The organism is Dyadobacter sp. CY351, from assembly GCF_021502625.1.
GTDB lineage: Bacteria > Bacteroidota > Bacteroidia > Cytophagales > Spirosomataceae > Dyadobacter > Dyadobacter chenhuakuii.
Map to the genome: position 1 here is coordinate 310,208 of NZ_JAKFFU010000007.1, position 15,181 is coordinate 325,388.

The 15,181-nt window shown below is 47.5% G+C and carries 14 protein-coding genes; 12 read left to right on the forward strand and 2 right to left on the reverse strand.

Going from position 1 to position 15,181, the window contains the following annotated elements:
- The first annotated feature begins 54 nt into the window (after positions 1-54).
- The 8 genes from L0660_RS15690 (at position 55) to L0660_RS15725 (ending at position 8,184) form a co-directional block, all read left to right on the forward strand.
- Positions 55-804: an SDR family NAD(P)-dependent oxidoreductase gene (locus tag L0660_RS15690; protein ID WP_235160260.1), complete on the forward strand. Its 750-nt coding sequence runs from the start codon at positions 55-57 to the stop codon at positions 802-804.
- 97 nt (positions 805-901) lie between these two features.
- Positions 902-1,993, forward strand: a complete 1,092-nt coding sequence (locus tag L0660_RS15695) for an alpha/beta hydrolase (RefSeq protein ID WP_235160261.1) — start codon at positions 902-904, stop codon at positions 1,991-1,993.
- Between the two features lie 42 nt (positions 1,994-2,035).
- On the forward strand, positions 2,036-2,551 hold the full coding sequence (locus tag L0660_RS15700; protein WP_235160262.1) for a cyclophilin-like fold protein: 516 nt from the start codon (positions 2,036-2,038) through the stop codon (positions 2,549-2,551).
- Between the two features lie 90 nt (positions 2,552-2,641).
- Positions 2,642-3,142, forward strand: coding sequence for a cupin domain-containing protein (locus L0660_RS15705; protein ID WP_235160263.1), 501 nt, complete (start codon positions 2,642-2,644; stop codon positions 3,140-3,142).
- 183 nt (positions 3,143-3,325) lie between these two features.
- Positions 3,326-3,724, forward strand: a complete 399-nt coding sequence (locus L0660_RS15710; RefSeq protein WP_235160264.1) for a cupin domain-containing protein — start codon at positions 3,326-3,328, stop codon at positions 3,722-3,724.
- A gap of 822 nt (positions 3,725-4,546) precedes the next feature.
- Entirely contained in the window at positions 4,547-5,728 is a 1,182-nt protein-coding gene (locus L0660_RS15715; protein WP_235160265.1) for a S8 family peptidase, read from the forward strand.
- Between the two features lie 30 nt (positions 5,729-5,758).
- Positions 5,759-7,000 carry a PQQ-dependent sugar dehydrogenase gene (locus L0660_RS15720; protein WP_374759679.1) on the forward strand — a complete coding sequence of 414 codons (1,242 nt, stop codon included), beginning with the start codon at positions 5,759-5,761 and terminating at the stop codon, positions 6,998-7,000.
- Positions 7,001-7,422: 422 nt separating this feature from the next.
- A complete protein-coding gene (locus L0660_RS15725; RefSeq protein ID WP_235160267.1) occupies positions 7,423-8,184 on the forward strand; it encodes an SDR family NAD(P)-dependent oxidoreductase in 762 nt (253 codons plus the stop codon).
- A gap of 64 nt (positions 8,185-8,248) precedes the next feature.
- On the opposite strand, the gene L0660_RS15730 is transcribed toward L0660_RS15725, so the two are convergent.
- Positions 8,249-9,184, reverse strand: a complete 936-nt coding sequence (locus L0660_RS15730) for a LysR family transcriptional regulator (protein WP_235160268.1) — start codon at positions 9,182-9,184, stop codon at positions 8,249-8,251.
- Positions 9,185-9,448: 264 nt separating this feature from the next.
- Between L0660_RS15730 and L0660_RS15735 the strand changes: the two genes are divergently transcribed.
- The 4 genes from L0660_RS15735 (at position 9,449) to L0660_RS15750 (ending at position 14,083) form a co-directional block, all read left to right on the forward strand.
- A complete protein-coding gene (locus tag L0660_RS15735) occupies positions 9,449-10,093 on the forward strand; it encodes an intradiol ring-cleavage dioxygenase (RefSeq protein WP_310587963.1) in 645 nt (214 codons plus the stop codon).
- 110 nt (positions 10,094-10,203) lie between these two features.
- Positions 10,204-10,836, forward strand: coding sequence for a (2Fe-2S)-binding protein (locus tag L0660_RS15740; protein ID WP_235160270.1), 633 nt, complete (start codon positions 10,204-10,206; stop codon positions 10,834-10,836).
- Positions 10,833-11,852, forward strand: coding sequence for a xanthine dehydrogenase family protein subunit M (locus L0660_RS15745; protein ID WP_235160271.1), 1,020 nt, complete (start codon positions 10,833-10,835; stop codon positions 11,850-11,852). The genes L0660_RS15740 and L0660_RS15745 overlap by 4 nt, the downstream gene beginning before the upstream one ends.
- Before the next feature lie 2 nt (positions 11,853-11,854).
- Positions 11,855-14,083, forward strand: coding sequence for a xanthine dehydrogenase family protein molybdopterin-binding subunit (locus tag L0660_RS15750; protein WP_235160272.1), 2,229 nt, complete (start codon positions 11,855-11,857; stop codon positions 14,081-14,083).
- A 171-nt stretch (positions 14,084-14,254) separates the two neighbouring features.
- Here the strand turns inward: L0660_RS15750 and L0660_RS15755 are convergent, their stop codons facing one another.
- A complete protein-coding gene (locus L0660_RS15755) occupies positions 14,255-15,154 on the reverse strand; it encodes an AraC family transcriptional regulator (protein WP_235160273.1) in 900 nt (299 codons plus the stop codon).
- Positions 15,155-15,181: the final 27 nt, after the last annotated feature.

Below are 15,181 nucleotides of genomic sequence, written 5' to 3' on the forward strand. Positions count from 1 at the left end.
TGAATCATTGAAAAGCACACAATGGAGCCGAATAAATTTATAATAGAAAATATCATGAAAGATAAAGTAGCATTTGTAACAGGAGCGGCAAAAGGAATGGGGGAAGCGGCCGTAAGGAGTTTTGCCCAAGCCGGAGCAGCCGTGATCATAGCGGACGTAGATATGGATGCAGCAAACACCCTGGCCCGCGAGCTTACCAGCAGTGGCGCCAGGGCAACGGCTGTGCATTGTGACGTCACAAAAAGTGAAGATGTAAAAGCTGCCGTTGAAAAGGCCGTATCACTTTACGGAGGACTTGATTTCGCATTTAACAACGCAGGCGTACAAGCCCGGAATGTCTTTACGGCCGATATGACCGAGCAGGAATATGACCGCGTGATGGATATTAATCTGAAAGGGGTCTGGCTTTGTATGAAGTATGAATTAATCCAGATGCAAAAGCAAGGGGGCGGGGCGATCGTCAATAATTCATCGATCGGCGGCATCGTAGGGGGTCCTGGACGAGCAGCGTACCATGCCTCCAAACACGGGGTGATCGGCCTTACAAAAAGTGCTGCTGCGGAATATGCAGCAAAAGGCATTCGCATCAATGCCGTCTGCCCCGGTACAATCGATACGCCTATGGTTCAGCAGATGTTCAGCCAAGGCGATTTGTCGGAAGAGGATTCCAAAAAAGGCGCGCCGATCGGCCGGATCGGGCAACCGCAGGAGATCGCAGATGCTGTATTGTGGCTGTGCAGCCCGCAGTCCAGCTTTGTGATCGGCCAGGCATTGACTGTTGATGGCGGCATTACGATCCTATAATTGTATCAGCCCAATTCAAGTGCGGTGCTAAAATCTGCTACGAAACAGATTGGTAACCATGGTAATAAGGTAAAATCAAAAACTAAAAACGTTAATAATGAACAATCTAAAAAGGCTCGGTAGCATTACCATAGCCATCATAGCAATGATGATTAATAGCAACATTTCAATGGCCCAGGATCTGTCCAATGGAGCCGATAATTTTTACAAAAGCGATAAAGTGACCATCAAAAAGGTCACTTTCAAAAACCAATACAATATGAAGGTGGCGGGCAATCTTTTTACGCCAAAAGATTTAGATCAAAAAGCGAAAAATGCAGCGATCATTGTCGGTCACCCGATGGGGGCTGTCAAAGAGCAGAGTGCAAACCTTTATGCTACTAAAATGGCTGAAAAAGGATTTGTTACCTTATCGCTGGACCTGTCATTTTGGGGGGAAAGCCAGGGAGAGCCGCGCAATGCGGTCGCGCCCGATATTTATGCAGATGATTTCAGTGCCGCGGTGGATTACCTGGGTACGCAAGCGTTTGTGGACCGCGAGCGGATCGGTGTGCTGGGGATTTGCGGGAGCGGAAGTTTTGTGATCAGCGCGGCAAAAATCGATCCGCGCATGAAAGCAATCGCAACGGTAAGCATGTACGACATGGGAGCGGCTAACCGCAATGCGCTCAATCATTCATTGACCCTTCAGCAACGCAAAAAAATTATTGCTGATGCAGCCCAGCAGCGCTATGAAGAATTCACAGGCAGCGAGCCGAAGCTTACCGGCGGAACGGTTGACGAGCTTACCCAAGCTTCGAATGCCATTGAGCGGGAGTTTTATGATTTCTATCGCACCAGCCGCGGGGAATATACGCCAAAAGGGTCGAGTCCAAAACAGACCACACACCCGACGCTTGCGACTAATACCAAGTTCATGAACTTTTACCCCTTCAATGATATCGAGACCATTTCACCGCGACCAATGCTTTTCATTGCAGGTGAAAATGCACATTCCATCGAATTCAGCCAGGATGCTTACAAGCTTGCCGGACAGCCGAAGGAACTTGTGATCGTTCCCGGCGCGGGACACGTGGATCTGTATGACAGGGTAAACCTGATCCCCTGGGACAAACTGGAGTCTTTTTTTAAAAAGAACCTTCAATCCAAAACGGAAGGCACAGTTGGACTGCTGCCGGAAAGAAAGTAATGGTGTAATTTTTTTTGAATCAAAATATAAATAACGGAACACATGAAACAATCAAGAGTAATCCTGTACCCTTTGCTGGTATTTATTCTGGCGATCATGGCATGTAATTCAGACGGTAGCATGGACCCAAATAGCAATAACAACCCCGGGCAGGAAAGCCCCGGGCAGGAAAATCCTGGTACCGACAGCACCGATGTGGACTCTTCGAGCAACCGATTGAAAATCACCATTGGTACAAGAACATTCAACGCCACGCTGGTTTCAAACCCCACGGTTACGGCCTTCAAAGCCCGGCTGCCGATGACGGTGAACATGACCGAGTTGAACGGCAATGAAAAGCTTTACAATTTCAGCAGCGCCTTGCCAACCAATGCCTCCAATCCGCGCAACATCGCAGCCGGTGATCTGATGCTTTACGGGTCTGCCACGCTAGTGCTCTTTTACGAGTCATTTCCTACGTCGTACAGCTATACCAGGCTTGGGAAAATAGACAATCCATCCGGCCTTGCATCCGCTGTTGGCAACGGTTCAGTATCTGTGCGTTTTGAATTGGAGTAGTGTGTTGTCTCACTAATTTATGCCTGATTTAGTGAACAGTTACCCAGATTTTGAGATTTCAAATTAATGTCTTCAACTAATAATCAACAAATGGAAAAGACCAGAAATCATATTGCAACAAAGATTTTGTTGACCTTGGCTGCGGCTGCTCTCATCACTTTTCAGGGGTTCTCTCAGTCGAAAGCTGATGCAGATGCAAAACAGGCTATTTTCCCAAAAGGCCAGCAGGGACCAGCTTCGAATTTTACAGGTAAAGCCTTCAATTATGGTCTCCTAGAAAGTGATTCTACTTATAATACAGTCGTGGGAAACGTGTTTTTTGAACCCGGCGCCAGGTCAAATTGGCATAAACATCCGGCCGGTCAGATCCTGATCATTACCGCTGGCGAGGGCTTTCACCAGATAAAGGGAAAGCCGATAGAGAAAATGCGAAAAGGCGATGTTGTGAAATGTCCGCCTGATGTAGAGCACTGGCACGGGGCAAGTCCCGACAGTGGTCTGCACCAAATGTACATCATCCCCAATACTGAAAAAGGGATTGTTGAATGGCTGCAACCAGTTAACGACAAGGAATACAATGCATTTAAATAACATCTGGACATCAAAAAAATTATACTAAGCTAGATGAACGATTGCAAAGCAGGCCTGAATTTCAGGTCTGCTTTTGCTGAATGAGAAAACAATTGCATTTGCTTTGAAATGCAGAAAGGATTATCTGAAAAGACGGCCAAAAGCATATCAGAAATCAAATGAACTTAACAAGACTTAGAAATCATGGAAATTACAAGAATAGGTTCTCAGCCATCCAGTGTCGGCTCCCAAGACTGGTTTACAGGAAAGGTTCGCATTGATGCATTATTTCAACCAAACGAATTCAGGCGAGCGCAGGCCGCAAGCGTTACTTTTGAGCCAGGCGCACGCACTGCCTGGCATACTCATCCGCTGGGACAAACGCTCATTGTGACGTCAGGAGCCGGTTGGGTACAGCGGGAAGGTGGCAAAGTGAAGCAGATTTTCCCGGGTGACCTCGTTTGGTTTGACGCAGGAGAAAAGCATTGGCACGGCGCAACGGCTACAACTGCCATGACGCATATTGCCATCCAGGAACAATTGGACGGTAAAGTTGTGCAGTGGATGGAGAAGGTTGAAGATTCTGAGTATACAAACCAATAAAGGCTCCATGTTACATTAAGCATGAACAAATAAGAGTTTCCAATCGGAGCCGATGTCACGTTGTGCCTACGTCCCGCGCTTAAAAGCGAGAATTTTTAGAAATTGTAAGAAACTAGAGTACAAATCAGTGTAATAGAAAACGCCGGAGAATTCTGGCATTTTTGGTTTTAGTTTCTTTAATTGAAACGACAATAGGTTGCCACGAAAAAGCTTTTATTAGCGTATCTATAATAGATGGTAGTTTTTTAGTTGGTTGTTAAATACCCGGCAACATTCAGACGTGTCCATTGTTTGAAACTCTTAATTAATTGTTTGATTTTTGATAAACGGTTAGTCAATTTGATTCTAATTTTGTATTGGATTTAAAATGATTAATTCAATGACTGCGAGCTCCTATTCTAAAATTGTCTGTGTCGCTATGGGTTTAGCGTTCCTTTTTATATCTTCTTCTATATCAGCTCAATCATTGGTTCTTACTGGTCCGATTAACGTTGAGAGTAATGCCCGGTCAGCAAAATCCAAAATTAAGGAACAGATGACAGTAAGGTTCGTTTTATTGCCTTGCAATGGTCAAGATACAACGAAGTATTTCGCTGATTATAGCTTTTATAAAAGTGAAGTCAACGCAATATTTATCCATCGAAGTGCCCGAAAATTGAATGATCTCATGATCGATCGAAAGCAAAGAAGGGCTGACTTATTTTGTTTTGAAAAAGTAAATGTAAGAATGAATTTGTTGAAGAGCAGTGCGAATAATTAGTTGCAATTATTCGTTTTGAATTCAGATAAAATTGATTTGTGATGGTGATGAGAGGATGTATTATGGTTGCTAAATTTATCCGTGCTATTGTCATTGGCTTAGGTGTTTCTGCTTGCCAGAATGATGATACATTGGAGCCTTCCTTCTCTACTGATTGCTTGGTGAAAGCGACTGCCAATAGTGGCCAGATTGTTTCCGGTGCCTACATTGTTACCTATCGGCCAGCAGAGGAATTGCCTGGTGACCAACGTGCGAGACTTACGGCTGCTAAGGCAAGTGCCGAGCAGTTTTTGAGTAGCAGGAAAATAGCGGATTTGCAGACCCAGGTTCTTGCATCGGGTGAGCAGACCACCTTTCTGGCACATCTGACCGAAGCCGAATCGGTCAGGCTAAAAATGGATCCATCGGTTAGGGTTATAGAACCAGATAGGATCATGTCCGTTTGCAGCTGCGTGGAGATTTCTACTCCCACCACGCTTCCCTGGAACATAGCGCAGACCGGATACGGCCGCGGCGATCTGCAAACCACTAAAACTGCCTGGGTGATCGATACAGGTATTGACCTGGACCATCCCGACTTGAATGTGGATGCAGCACGCAGCAGATCATTTATCACCGGGCAAACATCTGCCGATGATCAGAATGGTCATGGAACTCACGTTGCGGGAATAATCGGGGCACAAAACAACACGATTGGGACGACCGGCGTAGCTTCCGGTGCTACCTTGGTTTCACTGCGCGTTTTGGATGAGGAAGGCGAAGGGCGGCTTTCCGGCATTATCCAGGCTGTGAATCATGTGATACAAAATGGTCGCGCAGGGGATGTAGTCAACATGAGCCTTGGTGGAGAAGGAATATCCGCCACATTGGAAAGAGCGATTGTGCGGGGCGCAAACGCGGGCATTTTCTTTTCAATAGCAGCTGGAAATGAAGGTAAAAATGTAGAGGACTTTTCTCCTGCACGTGTCAATCACCAAAATGTCTTTACGGTTTCGGCAATGAACCAGAACAACCGGTTTGCGTCATTTTCAAATTACGGTAGTAGTGTTGACGTTTGCGCTTACGGCGTACGCATTACATCTACATACTCAAATGGCCGTTACGCTACATTGAGCGGCACCTCGATGGCAGCCCCACACGTTTCCGGTCTTTTGCTCGTTCGCGGAAGCAGCCTGCCTATGCACGGCAGCGTCTCCGGCGACCGGGATGCTACACCTGATCCGATGGCGGGTGAGCCGAATTAGATTACCTTTTATTAATTAGAACTCATGATGATGAACAACCCAGGACTTTTAAAATTTGCGTTTTTACTATTGCTATCAGTATCCTGCAAACAGGAAAGCGAGCCCCATACCAATCCGGAACCTGGATCCGGGCAAAGCAATGATTCTACTTCGGTGGAGGTTAATGCGCCGAATTCAAGATATACACCGGCTTTTGCAGGCCAGACACGCATTCGAGCCGTGCGAACTGAAGCGCAGTTTGTGACTAGGATCGTGACTGATCAGTTAACCAATCCCTGGGGGATAACCAGTTTGCCGGATGGCGGGCTGCTGATCACGCAAAAAGGCGGTCAGATGCGGATTGTTAGTGCCGCTGGGGTGCTGGGAAGTGTCATTACGGGATTGCCCGCTGTCAATGCTGCGGGACAAGGCGGTTTATTGGGGTTGTGCCTTGATCCGCAATTCGAATCGAACAGGTTGGTTTACTGGGTGTTTTCTGAACCTGTGGCGGGCGGCAGCTTGACTTCTGTTGGGCGCGGGCGGCTGTCTTCTGATGCAAGTAGAGTAGAAAATGCAGCGGTGATTTACAGGGCGACGCCATCGTATACAGGAAGCGCCCATTATGGCGGGCGCATCCTTTTTGATCGTACCGGGCATTTACTGGTGAGTACGGGTGAACGCTCGGATATGGTCACAAGGCCACAATCTCAGTCACTTAGTTCAGGCCTGGGTAAGATTGTCAGGATTACGACCGATGGACGTCCCGGGGCAGATAACCCATTTGTTGGCCAAAGCAATGCACGTCCGGAAATTTGGTCGCTTGGCCACCGTAATCCGCAGGGACTGGCCATGCACCCTGTCACTGGGGAGTTATGGGAAAGCGAGCACGGACCACGTGGCGGAGATGAAATCAACCGTGTTCAGGCGGGAGGAAATTACGGCTGGCCAACCATTACATATGGATTGGAATACAGTGGACAGCCGGTGGGTGCTGGTATTCAGCAGCGTGATGGATTGTTACAGCCAGCTTATTATTGGGACCCGGTAATTTCTCCAAGCGGGATGACTTTTTACAGTGGGAATTCCATCCCGGAATGGGAAAACAATCTATTCATCGGTTCGCTGAGCGGCATGCATATAGCGCGATTGGTGATTGAAAATAACCGGATCGTCGGCGAGGAGCGGCTTTTGGTTAGCGAGCAGCAACGTTTTCGGGATATTACCCAAGGTCGTGATGGCGCATTGTACGCCGTTACAGATCAGGGCCGCCTTTACCGGATTGCCTCAAACTAATGTTGAACAATCGCAATTAGGGATCCTTTGATTCTCCACGCCAGTCACTTCACTTGCAAAATGTCAATATCAACTGGACGGCATTATGTAGGCAAACTTTGGCAACGGGATTCGGGGATTTCTTGTATCTAATGCGTTTATATGAAGTACAGTTGTAAAGAAAGGTGGGAGTTGATGACTTTCACCTTTTTAGTTAAAAGCGTATATACATAATCGTTAGTTTTTCCAGTGATGTGTTTGAAATTCATAATCAATGGTTTGATTATCTTTATTCGTGTGGCTGCGGTGAGGTTAAATTTGTTGTTAGCGTTGGTGGCGAGGTTTGGCTTACTTAAACGTATTTCTCAATTGTGCTTTGTAAAATAAATAGCCAGATACGATCTAAGTTGATAATAATGTATTAAACTTCATCAGTAACAAAAATGGCAAGGATATTCATTACAGGCTCTGTGGACGGGCTTGGGCAGTTGGCAGCAAATGCGCTCGTCCACAAAGGTCATAGTGTGGTGTTGCATGCGCGGAATCGGGAGCGCTCAAAGTATGGTCTAGCCATGGTGCCTGGAGCAGAAGCTGTGCTTACTGGCGATTTGTCAAGCATTGAAGAAACAAAGAATCTTGCTGATCAGGTTAACGCACTTGGGCAGTTTGATGCCATCATACATAATGCAGGTGTATACCAGATGCATGAAAACAAACTGACTTTGGATGGCTTGCCACCATTATTTGCTGTTAACACGATTGCTCCATATGTGCTGACTTGCCTTATTAAGCAGCCCCATCGCCTGATCTATACGAGTTCGGGAATGCATAAGCAGGCAGACCCAAACTTGTCAGGCTTAAACCAGGAAAAACTCAGTATAACTTATTCCGACTCCAAATTCCACAATCTGATCCTGGCAATGGCCGTCGCCAGACTCCGTCCGGATATTTATGCTAATGCAGTAGACCCTGGCTGGGTGCCCACCAAGATGGGTGGCCCCGGAGCGCCGGATAATTTACAGAAAGGCTTTGCCACCCAGGTCTGGCTTGCTGTAAGTAGTGATGAGCAAGCCAAAATATCTGGTATGTATTTGCATCATCAAAAGCCAGACCGTTATCTGCGTCAGGCCGACCAGGGAGCGGTCCAAGAGAAGTTCCTGTCTTTTTGCGAAAACCTAACCGGCATTGCATTACCGTTTGTGTGAAAGGTGTCATTTTCTGACTGAGGTGGCAAATGGTAATAATTTGCGAAATCCCAGGGAACTGGGCTTATGTCGAGAGTTGGAAAGTCTGTTCCCCCAGAGTTTTGACCAATCCGCCCAGTGCCTGCACCAATGGCGTACATGGCTCTGTTTTATAAATGAGCACATGCTGAATGACAATTTCTTTGAATGGGCTTCCATCCGGATTGGAAATCGGCATCGAGATCAGGCTGGGATCGTGCCGTAAATCCAGAGAAGCGGGAATAAAGGCAATACCTTTTTCCGACCGCACCATACTTTTTAACAGGTCAAAGGATGGGACATAATGCGCAATGTTGCTTTCTCTATGAAAACCCGCTAGCCGGCATACTTCTTCCAACTGGCTGTAGAACAGGCCGGCTTCGGGTCCGTGGTCGATCCATTTTTCATTCTTCAGTTCTGCAAGGGCGACCGCCTTGCGGTTGGCAAGTTGGTTATTCCGATTCATTAAAATGCTGTAATCAGCTTGCGTATATAGATTGGCAGTCAGGCTTTCTTTCACGAGTGGAAGCACGCAAAGGCCCATATCTATTTCACCATTCGATACATTAAGTTGCACCTGGACTGGATTTGGCAGTTCAACAAGTTTGATCTCCACCGCTGGGAAGTGGGAAGAAAATAGTTCTAATATTCCCATAATCCTTTCGGGCAAAATGAGCTTGAAAACACCCAGTGTGATCACTTGCTGCTTTGCTCCAACTTGCCGGACATCACGGATCGCTTTGTCAGCAAGGGAAAGAATGCGTTTCGCATCTGACAAAAAAGCTTCTCCTGCCAGAGTTAGCTCTACTTTGTGTGATTGTGTACGTTTGATTTTAACAAATAACTCAACGCCCAGCTCAGCTTCCAATAATTTCACCTGCTGACTTAGTGCTGGCTGTGAAATAAAAAGTTTCCGGGCAGCATTGCCAAAATGTAATTCATCGGCAACACGCACGAAATACTTTAATTGACGTAATTCCATTTCAGTATCTCCATATTGGCTTACAAATATGGAGGTTAATTCCTCAGGCAAACCACGCTACCCTATACTTTGGACGTACTATTTGATATTCATAAGAAATGGTTTGATTATCATTATCGACAACGGGATTTACAAAGCAACATTTACATTCTATAAAACACTAATTATCCATTTGTACCAACCGTAAGTACAAGGCCAATGAACCGATTAGATTTTTTAAAAAAAGGATTTAGCACTCTTAGTGTTTTTGCGGCTTTTCCCATAATGGAAGCTTGTAAGGAGGATGCAATTGTAGAAAACCCCTCAATAGATTCAACGTCGCAGAGTTGTGCTGTGACCAATTCAGAAACGCCCGGGCCGTTTCCAATAAGACGTCCGGGCGATTTAATAACAAGCAACATTGTTTCTGACAGAGTAGGCGTGCCCATCGAAATAAATATTACAGTCAGAAACGTCAATGCCAATTGCGAAATCTTGACCGGGGTTTTGGTGGATATATGGCAATGTGACAAGGACGGCTATTATTCAGAGTATGGTGGGAATGGGTCGCAATCGGTCAACTTAACAGATGTACATTTTTTGAGAGGTCGCCAGATAACTGACTCTGCGGGTCTAGCCTCCTGGACAAGCATTTTTCCGGGCTGGTATCCGGGCCGGGCGCCGCATATTCATGTTCATATTTACAGTCGCTCAGGTGCTTCGTTACTCATTACCCAAATTGCTTTTCCCAAGGAAATTTGTGACACAGTTTACAGACAGGGTGTTTATGCAAGTCATGGGCTGCAAGATACTACCAACGAAAGGGACATGGTGTTCAGCGACGGTGTTGCCAATGAAATGGCGCAAATATCCGGTAGTGTAGCGAATGGATTTGTGTTGAATCACACAATTAATGTGAGGGCATTGTAGGAAGTTATTGAAGCAGGCTATGTGAAGCATTCGCGCGATTTTAGTATATAAGAACAATAGCATTTAACCAATTAAAATTAGTACTTTAATTATTTACCCACAACATCACCATGGACAACGAAAATAATGCCGGGGAGCCGGAAAGCACCGGTGCATCGCGGCGGACGTTCCTGAAACAGTCGTCCGCGCTCGCTGCCTTCGCGCTGACGCCGCCAGCCGCAGTACACTCCGTTGAGAAGGGTCTGGACGAGAAAGTGGCGGTCGCATTTGAACAGCAGCCGCTTCGCGTTCAGATCAATGGTGTTGCCCAGCAATTGTCCGTGGAGCCTCGGGTGACTTTGCTGGATTTACTTCGCGAACAATTAAACCTTAACGGCACTAAAAAAGGTTGCGATCATGGTCAATGCGGAGCCTGCACGGTGCATGTGGACGGCCAGCGCGTCAACTCCTGTCTGACTCTGGCACTAACCACAGAAGGCTGCAAAGTCACGACGATTGAGGGAATGGGTAGTGTTGAAAAGCTGCATCCGATGCAGGAAGCATTTATCAAACACGATGGATTTCAATGTGGTTATTGCACACCCGGCCAGATCATGTCGGCCGTCGCCTGCATTAACGAAGGGCATGCCAATTCGCCCGACGAAGTGCGGGAATATATGAGTGGGAATATCTGCCGTTGCGGCGCATATGCGAACATTGTGGAGGCAATTATGGAAGTTAAATCAAAAGGAGGCCGGATATGAACCAATTTCAATTCACGCGTGCAAACACGCCCCTGGCGGCGGTATCGGCCGTTTCTAAGGAAAACGGTGCCTATTTTCTGGCCGGTGGGACAAATCTGATCGACCTTGTTAAAAGGGAAGTTATCATTCCCGAGCGGCTCGTCGACATCAACCGCCTGCCCCTGGCCACAATTGAGGAAACTACGTCCGGTATACGCATCGGCGCAATGGCCAAAAACTCGGCAGTTGCCGATCACCCACTGATCAAAAAGTATTTCCCATTATTATCAATGGCGCTAAATGCTGGCGCTTCTGCTCAACTCCGGAATATGGCTACTGTGGGGGGTAATATGATGCAGCGCACGCGCTGTCCGTATTTTTACGATCATTCCATGCCGTGCAACAAACGCGGTCCGATCCAGTCGGGTCCCTCGAAAGGCCAGCCCAATGGTCCGTCGGGATGCGGCGCGATCGGCGGTGTTAACCGGATGCACGCGATTTTCGGCACTTCCGAAAAATGCATTGCCGTGCACCCCAGCGATATGTGCATTGCGCTTGCAGCGCTGGATGCGCGGGTCAATGTGACCGGGCCGAAAGGCAACCGCAGCATTGCTTTCGCTGAATTCCATCGCCTGCCGGGCGATGCCCCGCAGAAGGATAATACGCTGCTACCAGGGGAGTTGATTCTTTCCGTAGATGTGCCTAAGAATGAATTAGGTAAATACTCGCATTATCTCAAAGTGCGCGACCGGGCCTCCTATGCATTCGCGCTCGTTTCGGTGGGGGTTGCTGCGGATATGAAAGGAAAGACGATTCAGGATATTAGGCTGGCAATGGGCGGCGTTGCGCATAAGCCCTGGAGGCTGGCCGAGGCGGAAGGTTATCTGAAAGGGAAAGAAGCTACCCTCGAAAATTTCAGACAAGCGGCCACGCTTGCCATGCAGGGCGCGAAAGGTTATGGCGAAAATGATTTTAAACTAACCTTAGCTCCAAATTCCATTATCGAAGCACTTCAAATCGCCACTCAAACCGTCTGACCATGAAAAACGAAAAAAATCCACCGCTTGACCGGGTCGACGGGCGAATGAAGGTGACCGGCGGAGCCAAATACTTTGCCGACTTTGCCATTCCGAATATGACCTATTGTGTCATCGTAGGTAGTGACATCGCGCGTGGCACGGTTACAAGTATAGACACTAAAAAAGCGCAGGGCGCTCCTGGCGTGTTGGGTGTATTTACCCACCAAAATATGCCGCCGATTCCGGGCTGGGATGCGCCGCCAAGCAAGCAGGCCGACGGACCGCCGCCCAAACCTGACACCGAAGAAAAATACCGCATCCTAAGCAGTCCGAAAATCCTGTTCGACGGCCAACCTATCGCCATGGTTGTTGCCGATACCTATGAACGCGCGACCTACGCCGCATCACTTGTCAAAGCCATTTACAGCAAACAAAAAGCGCGAACGGATCTCGAAAAATATAAAAAAGATGAGATTACGCCAAGAGGCGGTGATTACTCACGGGGTAAAGCAAAAGCTTTCGAATCAGCACCGGTGCAGCTGGAATCGGAATATACAATTCCCATTGAAGTGCATAACCCAATGGAATTGCACGGGATTGTCGTGCACTGGACCGGCGCGGATCAGCTGATGATCTACGCCAAAACACAGGGTGTCAATTCCACCCAGCAGGCGATGGCGCAGGCATTTAAACTCGACCCGAAAAACATCCATGTGCATACCGAATATATGGGAGGTGGTTTTGGAATGGGACTGCGCACCTGGCCGCAGGAAATGGCGACCGTGGCCATTGCAAAAAAAGTAGGTCGCCCGGTGAAGCTGGTTATGAACCGGAGCCAAATGTTTACCATGGTCGGCCACCGGCCTTACACGGCGCAGTCCATTCAAATGGGCGCAGACAAAAATGGCAAACTCGTCTCCATTCATCATGCGGCCACGGCAGAAACGGCTAAATATGAAGATTTTACGGAAGCGACCGTCAACATGACCAAGTTTATGTACGACTGTCCGAATGTAAGCACGCGTTACCGGCTCGTGCGACTCGACCGAAGCGTGCCGATCTGGATGCGCGGCCCGGGTGAAGCGACGGGTGCATTTGCACTGGAATCGGCCATGGATGAAATGGCTCACAAGCTTAGTATAGACCCGATTGAATTCCGGCTTAAAAACTACGCGGAAACCGATCCTGAACATAACCGGCCATATTCAAGCAAACATCTGAAGGAAGCTTACGAGCGCGGGGCAGAGGCTATCGGCTGGAAAGACCGTAAAAACGATCCGGGCGCGAGTAAGGAAGACAACTGGCTCACAGGTTATGGCATGAGCACGGGCGTTTTCAATGCATTCAGATGGGAAGCGTCGGCCAGAGTGGTGCTCAATGCGGACGGATCGCTGGTAGTGCAAAGCGCGGTGACTGATATCGGTCCGGGCACGGGCACAGCCTTGACGATGATTGCGCACAATGTGCTGAATATTCCTTTCGAGCGCATTAAGGTTGAATATGGCGACACGTCGCTACCGAAAGCGCCAAGTCAGGGCGGTTCGGCGATTGTGTCCGCAGTTGGCTCTGCTGTTTTCGATACTTGTAGAAAAATCAAAAATGAGCTGTTTGACCTTGCAACAAAAGCAGGCGCGCCGCTTGCGGGCAGTAAGGTGGCCGATCTTTCAATAGAAAATGGAAATGTTTTTATCTCAGACAGTCCTTCAAAAAAGGTGGCGGTAGCTGAACTGTTGAAAGCCAACAATTTGCCTTCAATCGCCCAAACTGCCGACTCGAAAGGGAGCGCGGAGCTGGAAAAATATTCTATGTATTCGTTCTCCGTGCATTTTGTAAAGGTAAAGGTCAATGCGCTCACCGGTGCTGTTCGTGTGACCAAAACAGTCAGCGTAGCCGATTCGGGCCGGATTATTAGTCCAAAAACAGCAGCCAGTCAAATGATCGGCGGCGTGGCAGGCGGTATAGGAATGGCGCTGACAGAGGAAGCGATAATCGATCACCGCTTTGGCAGATTCGTCAATAATAATTTCGCGGATTACCACGTGGCCGTGCACGCCGACGTGCCGGCGATCGAAACAATTTTCATTGATAAACCCGACCCGATCATTAACCCGATGGGCGCAAAGGGAATGGGTGAGATCGCACTGATCGGATTTTCTGCTGCGGTTGCCAATGCGGTCTTTAATGCGACTGGTAAGCGGATCAGGCAGTTACCTATCACGCCGGATAAGGTCATGCAGCAGGTATCTTGATGCTCGATTTACTGGTGAATCCGGATGAATTAATCCACTAAGTGAAATATCAAATCTTACAAAATACCCGCAAAATTAACTTGCGGGTGTTTTTTTTCGCAGATTTCATATTAAAATCCGTGAATAGTAATGAGAAAAATACAGGGAGAAAGGTGTTTGAAATAGTACTTACTAATTCAGATTTCGAAGTCCCCGAAATGCATTAGGCGTTTGGCCAACGTGTTGTTTGAATAGCCTTGAAAAATGCTGGGGATATTTAAATCCCATTTCAAATGCGATCTCGCTTACTGTTTTTGTCTGGTCAAAAATCTTCTCTTTGGCCACATCAATCAGTTTTGCCTGGATATAGTCCTGCGCAGTTTGCCCGGTTTCTTTTCTGACCAGGTCCCCAAAATATTTTGTGGACAGGTTAAGTTCACTGGCGAAATAAGCCACCGAGGGTAATCCAATCATACTGGGCTTGTCTGACAAAAAGTAGGTTGTCAAAAGCGATTCAAAGCGTTCAATAATCCCTTTGTGCACCGTATCGCGGGTAAGAAATTGCCGGTCGTAAAAGCGTTTGCAGTAATCTAAAAACAGCTCGATATTTGAAACGATCAGTTTCCTGCTGTGATGATCGAGGGCATGTTCTAGCTCATACCTGATTTTAGCAAGGCAATCCAGCACAATCTGCTTTTCCCGCTCAGAGATATGCAACGATTCGTGGGTCTGATAGCTAAAAAAGCTGTATTCATGGATGTGCTGGTTGAGTGCGGTACCGTGCAGCAGACCGGGATGAAAAACCAGCGCATAACCGTTCGGCCTGTATAGCTCATTTTCAAGAGTTACCACCTGCCCAGGCGCAAAGAAAACGAGCGTGCCTTCCTGATAATCGTAATTCTGCTTGCCATAGCGCAAATCCCCGCACGCCACTCCTTTTAGCATGACAAAGTACAGCCCCAAATACATGTTTTTGATCTGCCGCGTGTCAGCTTTTGACAGGTCTACGACAGTCACCAAAGGATGCAGCGTTTCGTGCTGGTTGAATGCATTGTAATCACTTACCGAATCAAACCGGATCTGATTTTCCATTGTCTTTTTTATTAACTGCTACCAAAT

What these genes read in the sequence shown, in the direction of transcription:
- L0660_RS15690 (WP_235160260.1), top strand. Translation starts at nt 55, where the DNA reads ATGAAAGATAAAGTAGCATTTGTAACAGGAGCGGCAAAAGGAATGGGG.
- L0660_RS15695 (WP_235160261.1), top strand. Translation starts at nt 902, where the DNA reads ATGAACAATCTAAAAAGGCTCGGTAGCATTACCATAGCCATCATAGCA.
- L0660_RS15700 (WP_235160262.1), top strand. Translation starts at nt 2,036, where the DNA reads ATGAAACAATCAAGAGTAATCCTGTACCCTTTGCTGGTATTTATTCTG.
- L0660_RS15705 (WP_235160263.1), top strand. Translation starts at nt 2,642, where the DNA reads ATGGAAAAGACCAGAAATCATATTGCAACAAAGATTTTGTTGACCTTG.
- L0660_RS15710 (WP_235160264.1), top strand. Translation starts at nt 3,326, where the DNA reads ATGGAAATTACAAGAATAGGTTCTCAGCCATCCAGTGTCGGCTCCCAA.
- L0660_RS15715 (WP_235160265.1), top strand. Translation starts at nt 4,547, where the DNA reads ATGGTTGCTAAATTTATCCGTGCTATTGTCATTGGCTTAGGTGTTTCT.
- L0660_RS15720 (WP_374759679.1), top strand. Translation starts at nt 5,759, where the DNA reads ATGAACAACCCAGGACTTTTAAAATTTGCGTTTTTACTATTGCTATCA.
- L0660_RS15725 (WP_235160267.1), top strand. Translation starts at nt 7,423, where the DNA reads ATGGCAAGGATATTCATTACAGGCTCTGTGGACGGGCTTGGGCAGTTG.
- L0660_RS15730 (WP_235160268.1), bottom strand. Translation starts at nt 9,184, where the DNA reads ATGGAATTACGTCAATTAAAGTATTTCGTGCGTGTTGCCGATGAATTA.
- L0660_RS15735 (WP_310587963.1), top strand. Translation starts at nt 9,449, where the DNA reads ATGGAAGCTTGTAAGGAGGATGCAATTGTAGAAAACCCCTCAATAGAT.
- L0660_RS15740 (WP_235160270.1), top strand. Translation starts at nt 10,204, where the DNA reads ATGGACAACGAAAATAATGCCGGGGAGCCGGAAAGCACCGGTGCATCG.
- L0660_RS15745 (WP_235160271.1), top strand. Translation starts at nt 10,833, where the DNA reads ATGAACCAATTTCAATTCACGCGTGCAAACACGCCCCTGGCGGCGGTA.
- L0660_RS15750 (WP_235160272.1), top strand. Translation starts at nt 11,855, where the DNA reads ATGAAAAACGAAAAAAATCCACCGCTTGACCGGGTCGACGGGCGAATG.
- L0660_RS15755 (WP_235160273.1), bottom strand. Translation starts at nt 15,154, where the DNA reads ATGGAAAATCAGATCCGGTTTGATTCGGTAAGTGATTACAATGCATTC.